14 protein-coding genes are annotated in these 16390 nt (G+C 59.4%); 1 reads left to right on the top strand and 13 read right to left on the bottom strand.

The window, feature by feature from the left end; genetic code table 11:
• Window positions 1-46: 46 nt before the first annotated feature.
• Entirely contained in the window at window positions 47-1672 is a 1626-nt protein-coding gene (gene pgi, locus PL599_RS06385; RefSeq protein ID WP_269823411.1) for a glucose-6-phosphate isomerase, read from the top strand.
• 62 nt (window positions 1673-1734) lie between these two features.
• Here the strand turns inward: pgi and PL599_RS06380 are convergent, their stop codons facing one another.
• The 13 genes from PL599_RS06380 to PL599_RS06320 form a co-directional block, all read right to left on the bottom strand.
• Window positions 1735-2463 (bottom strand): esterase family protein, encoded by a 729-nt coding sequence (locus tag PL599_RS06380; protein WP_077984457.1) that lies wholly within the window; start codon window positions 2461-2463, stop codon window positions 1735-1737.
• On the bottom strand, window positions 2460-3425 hold the full coding sequence (locus tag PL599_RS06375) for an acetylxylan esterase (protein WP_077984479.1): 966 nt from the start codon (window positions 3423-3425) through the stop codon (window positions 2460-2462). Before PL599_RS06375 ends, PL599_RS06380 begins: the two co-directional genes overlap by 4 nt.
• A gap of 124 nt (window positions 3426-3549) precedes the next feature.
• Window positions 3550-4476, bottom strand: a complete 927-nt coding sequence (locus PL599_RS06370) for a carbohydrate kinase family protein (protein ID WP_137409710.1) — start codon at window positions 4474-4476, stop codon at window positions 3550-3552.
• Between the two features lie 99 nt (window positions 4477-4575).
• Window positions 4576-5274, bottom strand: a complete 699-nt coding sequence (locus tag PL599_RS06365) for an orotate phosphoribosyltransferase (protein WP_077984455.1) — start codon at window positions 5272-5274, stop codon at window positions 4576-4578.
• A gap of 146 nt (window positions 5275-5420) precedes the next feature.
• Window positions 5421-6458 carry a dihydroorotase gene (pyrC, locus tag PL599_RS06360; protein WP_269823412.1) on the bottom strand — a complete coding sequence of 346 codons (1038 nt, stop codon included), beginning with the start codon at window positions 6456-6458 and terminating at the stop codon, window positions 5421-5423.
• Window positions 6459-6571: 113 nt separating this feature from the next.
• Window positions 6572-7609, bottom strand: coding sequence for a 4-hydroxyproline epimerase (locus PL599_RS06355; RefSeq protein WP_080855880.1), 1038 nt, complete (start codon window positions 7607-7609; stop codon window positions 6572-6574).
• Window positions 7610-7736: 127 nt separating this feature from the next.
• Window positions 7737-9059, bottom strand: coding sequence for an alpha/beta hydrolase (locus PL599_RS06350; RefSeq protein WP_137409708.1), 1323 nt, complete (start codon window positions 9057-9059; stop codon window positions 7737-7739).
• A gap of 183 nt (window positions 9060-9242) precedes the next feature.
• Entirely contained in the window at window positions 9243-10739 is a 1497-nt protein-coding gene (locus PL599_RS06345) for an acetyl-CoA hydrolase/transferase family protein (RefSeq protein WP_269823413.1), read from the bottom strand.
• Window positions 10740-11029: 290 nt separating this feature from the next.
• Window positions 11030-11830: a phosphodiesterase gene (locus tag PL599_RS06340; protein ID WP_269823414.1), complete on the bottom strand. Its 801-nt coding sequence runs from the start codon at window positions 11828-11830 to the stop codon at window positions 11030-11032.
• Window positions 11831-11896: 66 nt separating this feature from the next.
• A complete protein-coding gene (locus tag PL599_RS06335; protein WP_077984449.1) occupies window positions 11897-13189 on the bottom strand; it encodes an ABC transporter substrate-binding protein in 1293 nt (430 codons plus the stop codon).
• 42 nt (window positions 13190-13231) lie between these two features.
• On the bottom strand, window positions 13232-14053 hold the full coding sequence (locus tag PL599_RS06330; RefSeq protein ID WP_077984448.1) for a carbohydrate ABC transporter permease: 822 nt from the start codon (window positions 14051-14053) through the stop codon (window positions 13232-13234).
• Window positions 14053-14979, bottom strand: a complete 927-nt coding sequence (locus PL599_RS06325; protein WP_191217381.1) for a carbohydrate ABC transporter permease — start codon at window positions 14977-14979, stop codon at window positions 14053-14055. The genes PL599_RS06330 and PL599_RS06325 overlap by 1 nt, the downstream gene beginning before the upstream one ends.
• Window positions 14976-16121: an ABC transporter ATP-binding protein gene (locus PL599_RS06320; RefSeq protein ID WP_165691291.1), complete on the bottom strand. Its 1146-nt coding sequence runs from the start codon at window positions 16119-16121 to the stop codon at window positions 14976-14978. The genes PL599_RS06325 and PL599_RS06320 overlap by 4 nt, the downstream gene beginning before the upstream one ends.
• Window positions 16122-16390 lie beyond the last annotated feature (269 nt).

Genomic DNA, 16390 nt, shown 5'->3' with positions numbered 1-16390 from the left:
AAAAGAATAGTTTCCTCATCCTTCCACGGAAGCCGAGGAGCACAAGATGCAGGCCACCATCGAAAAACTGAAAGCAACGGCGAGCAGCACAGCCGCAACCGATCTGCGCGCCGCCTTTGCGGCAGACGACAAGAGATTCAGCCGTTTCAGCGCCAAATTCGATGACCTGTTGATGGACTACTCCAAATGCGCCGTGAATGAGGAGATCGTCACACTTCTCGAACAGCTCGCGCGCGAAGGCGGCGTCGAGGCCAAGCGCGAAGAAATGTTCTCCGGCAAGGCGATCAACTTCACCGAAGACCGCGCCGTGCTGCATACGGCGCTACGCAATCGCTCCAACACGCCGGTTCTCGTGGACGGCAAGGACGTGATGCCCGATGTGAACGCCGTTCTGGCGGCCATGGGCAAGTTTGCCGATTCGATCCGTTCCGGCTCCCTCAAGGGTGCGACCGGCAAAAAGATCACCGATGTCATCAATATCGGCATCGGCGGCTCCGATCTCGGCCCGGTCATGGCGACGCTCGCGCTCGCACCGTTCCATGATGGCCCGCGCGCGCATTTCGTTTCCAACATCGATGGCGCGCATATTGCCGATACGCTGAAGCTCATCGACCCCGAGACCTCGCTCTTCATCGTGGCGTCGAAGACCTTCACCACCATCGAGACGATGACGAACGCCGCCACCGCGCGCCGCTTCATCGCCGAGAAGCTCGGTGAGGCTGCCGTCAAGCATCACTTCGCCGCCGTTTCCACCGCGCTGGAAAAAGTTGCCGCCTTCGGCATCGAAAGCGACCGCATCTTCGGTTTCTGGGACTGGGTGGGCGGACGTTATTCGATCTGGTCGGCCATTGGCCTGCCGCTGATGATCGCCATCGGCCCGGATAATTTCGGCAAGTTCCTGGATGGTGCACATGCCATGGACAGGCACTTCCGCGAGGCACCGATCCGAGAAAACCTGCCGATGCTGCTCGGTCTCATCGGTTTTTATAACCGTAACGTGCTGAATTATCCGACACGCGCAATCCTGCCCTATGACCAGCGGCTGTCGCGTTTCCCCGCCTATCTGCAGCAGCTCGACATGGAGTCGAACGGCAAGGGTGTGACCATCGACGGCACGCCCGTCGAAGGCCAGTCCGGCCCGGTCGTCTGGGGTGAGCCCGGCACAAACGGCCAGCACGCCTTTTACCAGCTCATCCATCAGGGCACGAGCGTCATTCCGGCGGAATTCATGATCGCCGCCAATGGTTTTGAGCCAGAACTGCGCCACCAGCACCAGCTTCTCATCGCCAATTGCCTGGCGCAATCGGAAGCGCTGATGAAGGGCCGTACGCTTGCAGAAGCGAAAGCCCAGCTCACCTCCAAGGGCATGGAAGACAGCCAAGCCGATTTCATCGCGCCGCACCGCGTCTTCACCGGCAACCGCCCGTCCATCACCTTCGTCTACGACAAGCTGACGCCTTTTGCGCTTGGCCGCCTCATCGCGCTTTACGAACACCGCGTTTTCGTCGAAGGCGTGCTGTTCCGTATCAACTCCTTCGACCAATGGGGCGTGGAGCTTGGCAAGGAATTGGCAACCGGCCTGCTTCCCGTCGTCGAAGGCAAGGAAAGTGCGGCGGGCCATGACAGCTCGACGCAGGGACTGGTGAAGGCGCTAGCGGGTCTGGCGGGCTGAGGTTCGTTACGACCAAGATCCAAAAAAGCTGGAGACACCTCCGGCTTTTTTAATGGGGCGGCTCAAATATAAAGCGCGGCCATCTTGCGCCACGCACCCGCACGGTGGGCGCGGCCGTCCCAGACGTGCATCCGATGCCCCACCTGCTTATCCGACAGGACACGGCTCAGATGATGATTGTTGTCCAGAAACGGGTCGGCATCGCCGATGGTGAAGACCATGTCGATACGCCGCAGGTGATCAAGCCGCCATGGGCAGTCAAGGCCCGGAAGAAAGTGGCTGGGTGTATGGAAATAGACGTCGTCGTCGTAATAACCGTCTAACAGATCGCCGAAGGATTCCACCTTCATCGTCAGATCATACCGACCGGAAAAGGCGACGAGCTTGCGAAAAAGATGCGGGTGGCGAAAGACGAGGCTGGCGGCCTGAAATGCACCGAGACTGCAACCCTGCACAATGGTGCTGCCGTGAGGATTTTTCTCTGACATCAGCGGCAGCACTTCGTTCAGAATATACTCTTCGAAAGCGGCATGGCGGCGAATGCGATCGGCGGGATGATGCCAGGCCGCATAGAAGGTCTCTCTGGCCAGCCCCTCTATGCAATAAAGCTGAAGGTGGCCCGCCTCCAGCTTGTCAGCGAGACTGCCGACAAGGCCCAGTTCCTCATATTCGAAAAATCGCCCGTCGCGAGTCGGGAACATCAGCACCTTCGCACCGGCATGACCGAATATCAGGAGCTCCATGTCACGATGGAGCCTGTGACTATACCAACGGAAATATTCGCGTTTCATGGCACCTTGAAAAACCGTCTGACCTTGTCCTTATGGACCGCATCTTGCGATGCGCTGTCAGGGTAATCGAAATGTCCGGCGTCGAGGATGAAGATTTCATTAAATTTCGATTCTGGCAAAGCATTGGCCACGGCGAACTGGCAAGGTGGCGCCACTGCCGGATCGAAAAGCGCAGGCGCGACCAGCATCGGGACTTTTATGCGGGCGGCAGCACAGGCGGCATCGAACAGGCGCAGCGTTTCGAGCACATGGGCGTGGGTCTTGGAGTAGGCCTGGACGGCATCCGCGCTGCCAACGGTCGGTAACGTCAACCAGAACGGCCTGTGGCCGAATGTCGGCACGACAAGGTGGCCACGATCAATGCGCTTGTCGAAAGGAATGGCCAGGGCACCGATGCCGCCGCCGAAACTGATGCCGCTGTAACCCACCTGCCCGTCCAGCCAGGGATAAAGGCTTATGAGCGTGGAAACGGCAACCCACAGATCGTCAACGCAGCCGCCGATGACGTAATCGTCCTTCCTGTCGATATTATAGAGGACATGTAGGGCCGGATCGGACGAGATCGGCGGACAGGTGCTGAGCGAAAGCCCACGAAAACAGGGAAACAACACGGCCGTCTCTTCCACGGGCACGTCAAAATCAGGAGCCTCGCGACCGCCATAACCATGGCCAACAACGAGGCCGCGACGCACCTGTCCCTCGCGCGGCAAAAGCAGCCATCCGCCGATGCGAAAACCGTCGGTGGATGTGTAGGTCAAATCTAGGACATGCCAGCGGGGGTCGCTGAGCCTGCTCTTGCGCAGCACCGGCCGGGGATCCGTGGCGAGCGCGCGGCGATAGCGCTTTTTCCAGAAATCATCGAAGCCGGGTGGCGCCTCGGGCGGGGTGATGGCCAGCAGTTGTTCACGCTGCATGCCATAGGTCGGGTCGAAATCAAAAGGATGGGACTTGGGAACGCTCATGCGACGCTTGTTTCGTGAAAAAACAGCGGACACAAGCTTCATAATATCGAAATAACGGTTTTTTACGGCTTTAGCGCCGGGAAGAGTGTTGAACCACTCGTTCAAAATGGTTCAACCGCGCCCATCACAAACCGATTTCATGCGCAAAGGGCGGATTTGCCCCGGCCCGCGAAACGGTGACTGCCGCAGCCTTTGCCCCCAGCGCAAGCGCCTTTCTGATCTGCTCTTCCGTCAGGGAGGCAACCTGCGCCTTGGTGAGAAGACCCTGCATTTTCAGCGAAGCCAGAATGCCGGCATCGAAGGTGTCACCAGCGCCAACGGTATCCACGACCTCGACGCGTTCAGAGGCGACTTCAACCTTCAAGCCGGAGGTGTAGCCCACCGCGCCCTTGGCGCCACGGGTGACGACGACCAGCTTTGCACCGTGATGCAGCCAATGGCGGGCAAGCGTGTCCTCATCCCCTTCAAGACCGAACCAGGCGAGGTCCTCATCCGAGAACTTGACGATATCAGACATGGCGGCCATGCGGCGGATGCGGGCCATATGCGACTGCTTGTCCTTGATGAAACCGGGGCGGATATTGGGATCGAGCGAAATGACACGGCTTTCATGCTCGCGTGTCATCAGCGCCTCATAGGTGCTGCCGCAGGGCTCCGGGATAAGGCTGATCGCGCCGAAATGCAGCGCCTCGCAATCCGCGCCCAGTGCCGGAAGCTCCTTCTCGGTAATCATCCGGCCAGCGGTGTTCTCGTCGTAGAACGCATAGGTCGCATGACCTTCCACCAGCTTCACGAAGGCGATGGTGGTCGGGCGCGAAAGGGTGGCGCAATAGCTGAAATCGACATTGCTGGCGCGCAGGGTTTCCCGCAGGATATCACCCATCATGTCATCGGAAAGACCCGTGAAGAAGGCGGAAGGAACGCCGAGACGCCCCAGCGCAATCGCCGTGTTGAAGACCGCTCCGCCTGCATAGGGGGCAAAACCCGCCTCGCCCAGCGTCGTCTGCCGGGGCAGCATGTCGATCAGGGCTTCACCACAACACAGGATCATTACGGTCCTCCTCAAAACAGCAAATCAAATGAACTTAAATCGATTTAGACGAAGATCGATCGGAAGGCCAGCCACAAGCTGGGCTGGCCACATCCGAAATCACGATTGCGGCAATTCGCTGACGCCGCCGTGCTTTGCCGACCATGGCAGTGGGTTGTCGAGGAAGGCTTCAACCTCTGACAGGGTCTTTTCGTCGAACAGTTTTTCAGCGCGGGCGACCGCCAGAACATCGCGCCAGGTCGTCAGATAATGCAGTTTGACATTGCCGTTGGAAAAGCGCGCTTCAGCCTCTTCGAAGATGCCGTAATAGAACAGCGCGATGCCGTGATCGACAATGCCGCCAGCCGCCCGGATAGCATCGATGAAGGTGAACATCGACCCGCCGGCCGTCGTCAGATCCTCGATGACCAGAACGCGAGCGCCTTCCGGCATATGGCCTTCGATCTGGGCATTGCGGCCGTGGCCTTTCGGCTTCTTGCGGCAATAGATCATCGGCAGGCCGAGGCGCTCGGCAAGGAAGGCGGCAAAGGGAATGCCTGCCGTTTCACCGCCGGCGACACAGTCGAACTTCTCGAAACCCGCCTCGCGCATCACCGCCGCCGCCGCAAAATCCATGGCTGCGGAGCGAATGCGCGGGAAAGAGATCAGCTTGCGCATGTCGATATAGACAGGGCTCTTCATGCCCGAGGCAAAGGTATAAGGGCTTTCGGAATTGAAATGGACAGCCTTGATTTCCCACAACATTTTCGCAACCAGTTCCGCAACGACGGTGCGATCGGTGAATGTGAAGTGGTTCATAGGCGTTCTCCTTTTAGGCCTTGGTTTCTCGCTCCGAATACCCGGATGGGTGTTCGGAAAGCACGCGTCTTTGTTCGGTATGCCGTCGCCCGCCGAGGTACTGGCAGACCATAACAAAACCGCCGGCAGTGCCGGCGGTTATAAAATCAGTCTACATCCCAATGGAGCGGGAACATCGGGTCAAATACGGTGACCGGCCCCGCGCCCGTCTCGATCTTGGCCGGGAATGATACCGGCTCGGCGCGCTTGACCAGGGTGATCGTCTCCTCATTCGGCGCAAGACCATACCAGGCCGGGCCGTTGAGCGAGGCGAAGGCCTCCAGCTTGTCGAGGGCATTCTCATCCTCGAAGACATGGGCAAGGCAGCTCATGGTGTTGATGGAAGTATAGATGCCGGCGCAGCCGCAGGCACATTCCTTAAGCGGATCCACATGCGGAGCGGAATCCGTGCCGAGGAAGAAGCGGGCATCACCCGACGTCGCGGCAGCCCGCAGCGCAAGCCTGTGCTCCTCGCGCTTGGCGACGGGCAGGCAATAATAGTGCGGCTTGATGCCGCCAACCAGAATGGCGTTGCGGTTGATGATGAGATGATGCGTGGTGATTGAGCCGGCGAGATTGGCCTTGGAAGACTTGATATAGTCGACACCATCGCGGGTGGTGATGTGTTCCATCGTCACCTTCAACTCTGGCAGGCGCTGGCGCAGCGGCTCCAGCACCGTGTCGATGAAGACCTTCTCGCGGTCGAAAATATCGACTTCCGGCGTCGTCACCTCACCATGCACGCAGAGCGGGAGACCAATCTTCGCCATGCGTTCCAGAACCGGCATGGCCTTGTTGAAATCGCGCACCCCGCCGTGGGAATTGGTGGTCGCACCCGCCGGATAGAGCTTGACGGCAGTGATGAGGCCGCTTTTTTTGCCCTCTTCCACATCGTCGGCCTGCGTGTCCTCGGTCAGATAGAGGGTCATCAACGGCTCGAAACGGTCACCCGCCGGAATTGCCTTGACGATGCGTTCGCGATAGGCGCGAGCGTCGGCCGTGGTAACAACCGGCGGCACCAGGTTTGGCATAATGATGGCGCGGGCGAAATGGCGGCTCGTATCCCCGATCACCCCTTCCAGCATGGCGCCATCGCGAAGATGCAGGTGCCAGTCATCAGGGCGGCGCAGGGTGAGCGACTTCATCGGGATACCTCGGAGCATGACGGAATTGGCGCCCGCTTAGCATCTTTTGCCGCGGGAAAACAGCCGCCAAAGTTCATCGGGCGGCTGTAAATGTCATTTTTTTAAAGCATGCCTCAGATGTTGCCCGCTTCCGGACCCCAGACATCGGTCATGGCAAAACCATCGGCCAGCGGGTCGAAGGGATCGAGGCCAACCTGGTGCAGACCGAAGGTGAAGCCGCGTCCGGCAATGGTCGGAATGACGGCAGGTCGGCCCGCCACCTCGGTGACGGCGGAGAGGCCGACATCGAATTCCGAACCGATGATCGAGCGGGATTTATATTCATCTCCCACCTTCACCTTGCCGCGCGCATAAAGCGTGGCGAGATTGGCGGAATTGCCGGTGCCACAGGGCGAGCGATCCGCGCGGCCTGGCCACATGGTGGTGCAGGTGCGGATCGAGCCATCGGCATCAACGTCCCGGAACATCACATAGGCGACGCCTGATATTGCCGGGATTTCCGGATGCACGACGGTCATTTCACGGTTGACCAGGTCCTTCAGGATCATGCCGGCCGAGACCAGCTTGGCGGCATTGGCCTTTTCGATCGTGAGCCCGATCTGGCGGACATCCACCAGCGCATAAAAAATGCCACCGTAGGAAATATCCATCGTCACCCTGCCCCATTCGGGCGTGTCGATGCTGATATCCAGCTCATGCACGAATGATGGCACCATGGTCAGCTTGACCTTTTCGCAGCGCCCGTCGCGGCAGGTGGCCGTCGCTTTGACGAGACCAGCGGCCGTTTCGAGGATGATGACCGTTTCCGGCTCCTGCATTTCCACCATGCCGCTTTCCAGAAGCGCCGTCGTCGCGCAGATGGAATTCGAACCCGAACTGGCATGCGCCTGATCCGGCTGGAGAATGACGAAGGCGGCGTGCGCATCGGGATGTTTCGGCGGCAGGAGCAGGTTGACCGACCCCATGGGCGTACCGCGCGGCTCCAGCGTCAGGAAGCGGCGCAAGGCTTCCCCTTGCGGATCGGTGTTCATCCAGTGCAGCTGTTCGGCCACGGTGTTGCCGGGAATTTTCGGCGCGCCGCCAGTGACGACACGGCCGATTTCGCCTTCGCAATGAACATCGAGAAGCTGGAGGGTGCGTTTCCAACGCATGGGGTCTACTCCGGAAGTTGGGTTGTTGGCCCGACCATACAGATAAAAATACAAGCTGTATACAAATCTGCGGGAGTGTGGTGACAAAAACGCCTGACGTTTCCGCCACCCCCGGTCGTATCGTGGCTTAGCGACTACGGCATTCCGCCCGGTTTCGATTTGCGGCGGCATCGCAGTTGACCCTTGACGACTGAAGCGCCTGATCGTCCACCACGGAACCGGCTGTATCGCCCACCGACCCGACGGTGTTTTCCACAGAGCGGCCAAGCCGCTCCACCTGCCTGCCATAATTTTCCCGCGTGCGTGGATCGAAGACCGCGATCGGCGCACTGACCACCACGCTCGCCGCCGTTCCGACGGTTTGCGCAGCACCGATACTGACGGCACCCAACGCTTCGCCCAGGCCGACATCGGAATCCGTCACCGTCTGGCCCGCAATAAGACGGTCGCCGATCAGGCGGACGACCTCGGGGCTCTCGGCAAATTTTCCGTGATTCAGACGATCACCGGATTGCAGCTTGGTGAGATCGAGAACGGTGATGCCAGCTTTTTCCAGCTGGCTGCGATAGGGCTCCACGGAAGGATCGATCTGGCCGAGGCGATCGACATTGCCGGAAATGCGACGCGACAGGCTGAGCGCGCGGTCATCCTGCGACACGAAGAGGGTGAATTTCGGCGGCGTTTTACCGAGGCTGCTGAATTGCCGGCTGAACACGTCGACATCGAGATCCGGAGCAGCCAGAATGACATTGCTTATCTTGGGATCAACGCGGCCGTTGCGGATGGCCATCTGGCGCAGCGCCTCCACCGCAAGCCAAGTGCCCATGGAATGGGCCATGACGGTGACTTCGCGTATGGATTTATCTTTCGCCAGCCGCGTCAGCATCTCCTCCAGCGAATCGCGGGAATAGTTGGTGCTTTCCTTATCGTAATTATAGTCGAAAATGCTCGCGCGCGACGGCCAGGTGAAGACCACTGGAACGACATCCGTGCCGGAATCATGGACGATCTGGGCGAAGCGATAGACGGATTCCTCGTAACGATTGTTGAAACCATGCACGAAGACCAGCACACGGCGGTCCTTTGCGATATGCTTACTGATCCAACTTCTGGTTTCTGCTTCGGAGAGAATGGGCTCAACCGCAACCGTGGTGAAATCCTTCAGCGGATTGGGTGGCAGTTTTTTCGGCCATTGCACCTGACCAACCTTGCGGTTGGCAGCAGGCGGAATGGAGACCGTGACCGCATCGACCTTCAGCCCCGTTCCCCGCTCGCCGCCGAAAAGAACCGCGGGATTTTCGGACGGGGCGCGCGTTGTCGCAACGAGGAGATTGACCGGCGTCGTACCGGCCACAGTTTGTCCCGTCGGTGTCATGACCCCGATGGGCCGCCCGCCGCAGCTTGCAAGCAGGGCGACAATCGCGATCATGGCGACGAAGCGAAGGGGCATCACATCACTCTCCTACAACCCTGAGGCAGCTCGATAGCGGCCGGGTGGAGAAGATTTTCTACCGGAGGCGGAACAGTCGCGCCAGCAACCTAAGCGGAGTGGCGGGCACTTTCCCCAGCGGTGTGTCCAAACGGACCCAATTGCCGGTCGAAAAACCGGCAAGAGGACCACCTGTTTCAACGCCTATTGCTGGGGTCGCATCGTGCCCTTTTCCCGCAACGCCTGATGCCAGGACAACGCCTCTTCGATGAGATGCGGCGTATGCCCGCCCCGCGCTGTCGCCCGGTGATAATAGTCAGCCAGCGCATCGCGATAATCGGGATGGACGCAATTGGCGATGATGACAGCCGCACGCTCGCGAGGTGCCAGCCCGCGCAGATCGGCAAGCCCGATTTCGGTGACGAGGATATCGACATCGTGTTCGGTATGGTCGACATGGCTGACCATCGGCACGACGCTTGAGATCGCGCCACCCTTGGCGATCGACTTGGTAACGAAGATCGACATATAGGCGTTGCGGGCGAAATCGCCCGAGCCGCCGATGCCGTTCATCATATGCGTCCCGCCGACATGGGTGGAATTGACGTTTCCGTAGATATCGAATTCCAACGCGGTGTTGATGCCGATGATACCGAGGCGGCGGATGACTTCCGGATGGTTGCTCACCTCCTGCGGACGCAGGATCAGCCTGCTTTTGTAATCGGCCAGTCGCGGCATGACCTGCTCGTTCATGGCAGAAGACAGCGTGATCGACGAACCGGAAGCAAAGGTCAGCTTGCCAGCGTCGAACAGTTCGAAGGTCGAATCCTGCAGGACTTCCGAATACATTTTCAGATCATGAAACGGCGTATCGATGAAACCATGCATGACAGCATTGGCAATGGTGCCGATACCGGCCTGAAGCGGCTGGAGTTCGTGGGTCATGCGGCCATGACGCACCTCGTTCAACAGAAAGTCGGTGAGATGGCCGGCAATCGCCTTGGTCTCGTCATCCGGCGGCAGCACCGTGGAGAAACTGTCGCTTTTGTCGCTCAGCACGATGGCGGCGATCTTTTCCGGCGGCACCGGAATGAAAGGCAGGCCGACGCGGCTATCCGTCGCGACAACGGGAATGGGCATACGGGTCGGGCGTTTGGCGGGAATGAAGATATCATGCAAACCCTCCAGCACCTCGGGCTGCGACAGGTTGATCTCGACGATGACCTTATCGGCCAGAATGGCGAAGCTTGCGGAATTGCCGACCGATGTTGTAGGCACGATGCCGCCGTCCGCCGTAATCGCCACCGCCTCTACGATGGCGATATCGACGCCGTGGATCTGGCCGCCGCGCAATTGCTCCACCGTTTCGGACAGATGCTGGTCGATGAACATCACCTTGCCGTCATTGATCGCTTTTCGCAAAGCCGGATCGGACTGGAACGGCATGCGGCGCGCCAGCATGCCGGCCTCGACCATTGTCTTGTCGAGATCGTTGCCGAGGGAGGCGCCGGTCATCAGGGTGATTTTCATGGGGTTCGTCTTGGCGCGCTCGGCCAGCGCCAGCGGCACTGCCTTGGCTTCACCGGCGCGCGTAAAGCCGCTCATGCCCACCGTCATGCCATCCTGAATGAGACTGGCGGCCTCTTCGGCGCTGACGATCCTGTTCAAGAGGGACGCGTTGCGGATACGCTTTTCAAGCATGCAATTCTCCATGATCTGTCATCACGATGGCACGGCATTGGTCGGCCACCTTTCGGCGACTATGGCGTGCCGTTTCATCGATGAAACTGACATAGATCAAGGGTGCGCACGGAACCATGGTTCCGATGTATCACATCCCGTTCAACAAACCAGAAGTGGCGCATCCCCGCGACAAGCAACGGGGGTCTTCTCACCACCGCAACCCTGTAATCGGCAAAGAACCTCGCACCCTACACCGGGAACAGGCACGAGGCGAAGGTCATCCCCGTATACCACGGAAACGGCCGGTGTCAGGGACCTTCGCAGACAGGCGCCTGACCGAGCACGAGCTGCCCAACTTCCGCGTCATAGGCACGCAGGCCGAATGCACCAAGGCTTATGATCCGGTAACAGGGATTGCCGCCCGTCCACAGCGGATCGACAACATCGATATCGGTGATGAAACGATGCGCGCAGGCCTGACCGGAACTGTAGGCGATGCCTTCGGCGGTCGTCCCTGCTATCGGCACATGTATATGGCCGAAAATGATGTGACGTATTCCGGCCGGATGAGCGGCGAGCCGGCGCATGACAGCACCGTCATCATGCATACCGATATGTTCGAAATGGCGGATGCCGCAATCCATCGGCGGGTGATGAATGAACACCGTCACCGGCAGGTCGTCCGCGCTTTCCAGCGCATTCTCCAGCCATGCCAGACGATCCGCGCCATACATGCCGCCGATGACATCGGCCTCGTGGCTGTCGAGAAACAGCAGCCGACCGAATTCCGTGTCGATGAAGGACTGGATATAGCCGTTGTCGTCACGCGGCTGCTCGGGAAAGGCAGCCACGAATTCCGGGCGACGGTCGTGATTGCCGAGCATCAGCCGCACAGGCACGGAGACCGGCGCGAGGATGTCTCGCAGCAGTTCATAGGCTTCCGGCTCGCCGTAATTGCAGAGATCACCCGTCATCACAAGAAGATCGGCGTCGGCGTGTTTTTCGACAATATCGGCCACCGCCGCGCGCAGCTGCTTTTCCGGATCGACGCCGTTTACAGCAATGCCGGGGGGTACGAGATGAGTGTCGGTGATCTGGATGATCTTCATAACAGGGCTTTCTGCGCAAAATAGCTGCGGGAACGGATTTCCCCGCAGCCTTTTCAATGGTTTTGCTTATTTCAGCAGGGCGTTGGTCTGCTCGACGATCTGCTTGAGACCGTCTTCCGGCGTCACCTCACCGCGCATGACGGTGCCGATGATGTCGCGCTGGGTGCGCCAGATGCGGACGGAATCGCCACCCGGATAACCGGCCCAAGGCAGAGAACGATCAGCCTGAAGCGAAGCGGTCTTCACATTCGGGTTCTCGACATAATAAGGAGCAAGGAAGTCCGGGCCGGTGGCCAGCTTGTTGGTCGGCAGGTAACCGGTGATGCGAACGATGGTGTTCTGTGCTTCTGGACCGGTGATCCACTTCAGGTATTTCCAGGCAGCATCCTGCTTGGCCTTTTCCTGGGTCAGAATAACAGCCGAGTTACCGCCGGTCGGAACACCGCCCTTTTCCTTGTTGTCGAGCGGGAAGGTCGCCGTCTTCAGCTTGAAGCGGTCGCCAACCAGACCCTGGATGGTCTGAACGTGGGCGGGCGTCGAGAAGATAAAGCCGGTGAGGCCTGCACCGAACTGCTGGCGGGACTGGTCCCAGTCGAGCAGGTTCTGACCACCTTCGGTGACGAACTGACGGGTCATCTTCAGGGCGTTGAGGCCGATCTCGTTGTCGAAGCCAACGGTCTTGGCCTTCTCGTCAACGAGCTTTCCGCCCTGTTCGACGATGAGCGCCTGCCACAACCAGTCGTCCGGCCAGCCGTTGATGTCGTAGCTCATGCCGGCGAACTTCGGGTCGAGCGCCTTGATCTTCTTGGCGAGAGCAATGAGCTCAGCAAAGGTCGTCGGCATCTTGTCCGGGTCGCCGCCAGCCTTGGTCACAAGGTCGGAGTTGATGTAGATGATCGGCGAGGACGCATTGACCGGTAGGCCGTACTGCTTGCCGTCGATCTGGCCGAGGGCGGCCATCTTGGGGCTGTAGTTCTTGTCGAGGAAAGCCTGACCGCCTTCAGCCTCAATGAACGGGCCGAGATCGGTGATCTGGTTGCGCGGTGCGAGCGTGTGAACGAGTTCAGCCGTCAGGTTGTAACCCGAGAAATAAACATCCGGCAGATTGCCTGTGACGGCGGAGCGCAGAACCTGCTGCTGGCCTTCATTGTAACCGGCGGCCGGAGCGAGGAAGTTGATCTTCACATCAGGGTTCTTCTTCATGAATTCATCGGCCAGCGGCTGATGGAATTTGGTGAATCCCGGCAGATTGTAAAGAACATTGAGCGTGATTTCGTTGGCCAGAACCGGCTGTGCGAGGCCAGCAAAAGCCATGCCAAGAGCCAGACCGCCCATCACAGCGCGTCGGTTGAGTTTCATATCAGTCTCCAGAAAGGTTGTGAGGAGGAAATCTGAACGGCGTCACTTGACGCCGGTCATCGTAATACCGGCGATGAAATGCCGCCGTGCGAGGAGGAAGCACAGCACCATCGGCGCGGTAATCAGTGTTGCGCCCGCCATCAGCGCACCGTAATTGGCGCCGGATTCGACATCCGCGAAAAGCATCATGCCAAGCGGCGGCGGGGCGAGATTGGTGTCGGAGACCACGATCATCGGCCAATAAAGGTCGTTCCAGTGGGCAACGAGCGAAAAGATCGAAAAAGCGGCAAGCGAAGGCAGAGAACCGCGAAGGACCAGCCCCCAGCAAATCTCCATTTCCGAGAACCCGTCCATGCGGGCGGCCTCGATGATTTCATTCGGATAGCTGCGGAAGGACTGGTTGAACAGGAAGATGGCGAAGACCGACAGGAAGAACGGCATCATCATCGCGAAATAGGTATTCAGCAACTCTGTCTTGGCCAGACCGACAAAGAGCGGCAGTGCCAGGGCCTGAATGGGAACGCAGAGCGCGGCAATAACAAGGCCCAGCAGCAGCTTGCGGCCCGGAAACCTGAGCTTCGCCAACGCATAGGCGGCCGGAACCGATGTCAGGACCTGTACGACGAGAATACCGACGCAGACGATGACGCCGTTCAGCATGAAACGCGCCATCGGCACCTGACCCGCCGCCCGTGCATAATTGTCGGCCGCGTCAAATTTCTGCGGGATGGGCCAGAGCGACACATCGAAAATCTCTGCCGGCGAGCGGATAGAGGTCAGCACCATCCAGTAGAATGGCAGGAGCATCACGAAAGCGCCGAGAGCCAGTACGAGATGCGGGAAATATTTGCGGAGTGCGGCCATCAGTAATGCACCTTCCGGTCCATATGCAGCGTCTGGCCGATAGACAGGACCAGCACGATCACAAGGAAGATAATCGTCAGCGCGGCGGCGTAACCGGTGTTGGAATATTCGAAACCTTCGAGATAGAGGTCGAACAGCAGGGTTTCCGAGCCGAAGCGGCCCTTGGTCAGCACAGCCACCGTCTCGAACACCTTGAAGGCTGAAATGGAGGTGGTGACCACCACGAACATGGTCGTGGGTCCGAGCATCGGCCAGGTCACTGTCAGGAACCGGTCAACCGGGTTCTTGGCGCCATCCAGCCGCGCTGCCTCGTGCAGATCCTTAGAAATGGCGGTGAGGCCGGCAAGGAACAGCACCATGTTGAAACCCAGAATCTGCCAGACGCCCATCAGCGCCATGGTGGGAATGAGGAGCACGGGATTGGAGAGAAAAGCGACGGGCTCGAAACCCAGCCATTTGATCGCCGCGTTCACTGGCCCAAGCGAAGGGTGCAGCAGGAACTGCCACACGGTCGCCATGGCGACGAGGGTTGCGGTGACGGGAAGGAAATAGGCCACCTCCCAGAAAGCGCGGCTGCGCTTGCGATTATACACGAGCAAAGCGACGCCGAGCGCCAGAAACACACCGAAGGGAATGACGATGAGCGCATAGATGGCGGTATTGGCCAGAGAGCGCAGGAAAACCGGGTCCTGAAACGCCTTGACGAAGTTTCCAAGGCCGACAAAGCGGGTGGAAAGCGAACCGAGCTGATAATCGGTGACGGCAAAACCGGCCAGAACGAACATCGGAACGATATAGATCGCCAGCAGCAGCAGGCTTGCGGGAGCAGCGAACATCAGGCCGCGCCAGATCATCCGCCGGTCCGCCTTTGACAGCCGCGGGCGAGCCTTCGCGCGCGCGGCCGTGGAAAAATCGACCGCCGTCATGCCGGCACCCGCTCGCGCACCGTCACCTTGCGGCGCAGACCGTCGGCCGCAAAAAGATGCGCGCGTTCCGGCGCAAAGCCGAGATTCATCACGCCATTCATATCCGCGCCCACAGCATCGCCGGCGCCCTGACGCAGGGTGATGGCGACCGTCTCGTCGCTCAGCAGGCGGCAGCTCACAAAGCGGTCGGCGCCATGGGTTTCGCTGCGCACCACGCGCACGGCAAAACCTTCTTCGCCCGGACGCAAATCCTCGGCGCGAAGGCCGAGCGTCGCCGGGCCGGCATCACGGCCAGCACCTTCAATGCCGAGATCGCGTCCAAAAGCGGCGATCTTGCCTTGCGCATCGATTTCGACCGGCAGCAGGTTGATCGAGGGCGTGCCGATAAAACGCGCGACCGTCAGCGTCGCGGGCTTGCGGTAAAGCTCGTCCGGCGTACCAAGCTGCTCGATACGGCCTTCCGACATCAGCGCGATGCGGTCGGACATGGTCATGGCTTCGATCTGGTCATGGGTGACATAGATGAATGTTGCGCCGAGCCGGCGGTGCAGGCCCGCCAGTTCCTCACGCATATGGGCGCGAAGCTTCGCATCGAGGTTGGAAAGCGGCTCATCCATCAGGAAGGCGGCGGGCGAACGCACGAGAGCCCGGGCGAGCGCCACACGCTGACGCTGGCCGCCGGAAAGCTGCGCCGGCTTTCGATCCAGCAGATGCGCGATCTGCAGCGTCTCGGCCGCCTGCTCGACGGCGGCATCGATCTGCTTCAATGTTTCCGCAGGGGCCGCAAAACGTCCGATCAGCGGCAGGCGCGCGGCAAAAGGCAGGCGCCGCATCCTGAGCGGTGTGGCAATGTTCTGGCGCACGCTCATATGTGGATAAAGGGCGTAGGACTGGAAAACCATCGCCAGATTGCGATCGCTCGGATCAACCTCCGTCACATCCTGTTCGCCGATGGACACCGAACCGCGATCCGGCGTTTCCAGCCCCGCAATGATACGCAGAAGCGTGGACTTGCCGCAGCCCGACATGCCGACGAGAGACAAAAACTCTCCAGGGCGGATGGAAAGATCGATCTCTTTCAGAACATCGTCGGCCCCGAAGCCCTTGCCGATCCCTGAAAGTTCAAGTGATTGTGGCGTCATTCTGCGCTCCTTTTCTGGAGCGCATATGCTTTTATTGTATGACAATATGACGAAGGTTTGAGGAAGGTTCGATGACACTCGAAAGCCCGACAATCTCGGACTATCGGAAAACCCTTTGGTACAGGCCCTCAACCAAAACCACTAATATTTAGGGGGTATTGCTCAAATATTCCCCACTAGCATTTATAGACTGAGAACCGGGTCGGCAGTGCCGTTTTAAACGGCGGCGAGAATCACATGCGGTCGTAATTTTCCGGAATCGAATCCGC

The organism is Agrobacterium sp. ST15.16.055, from assembly GCF_027956555.1.
Taxonomy (GTDB): domain Bacteria; phylum Pseudomonadota; class Alphaproteobacteria; order Rhizobiales; family Rhizobiaceae; genus Agrobacterium; species Agrobacterium salinitolerans.
The sequence above is the reverse complement of the archived record's forward strand: the minus strand, read 5'-3'. Positions and strand labels throughout refer to the sequence as shown.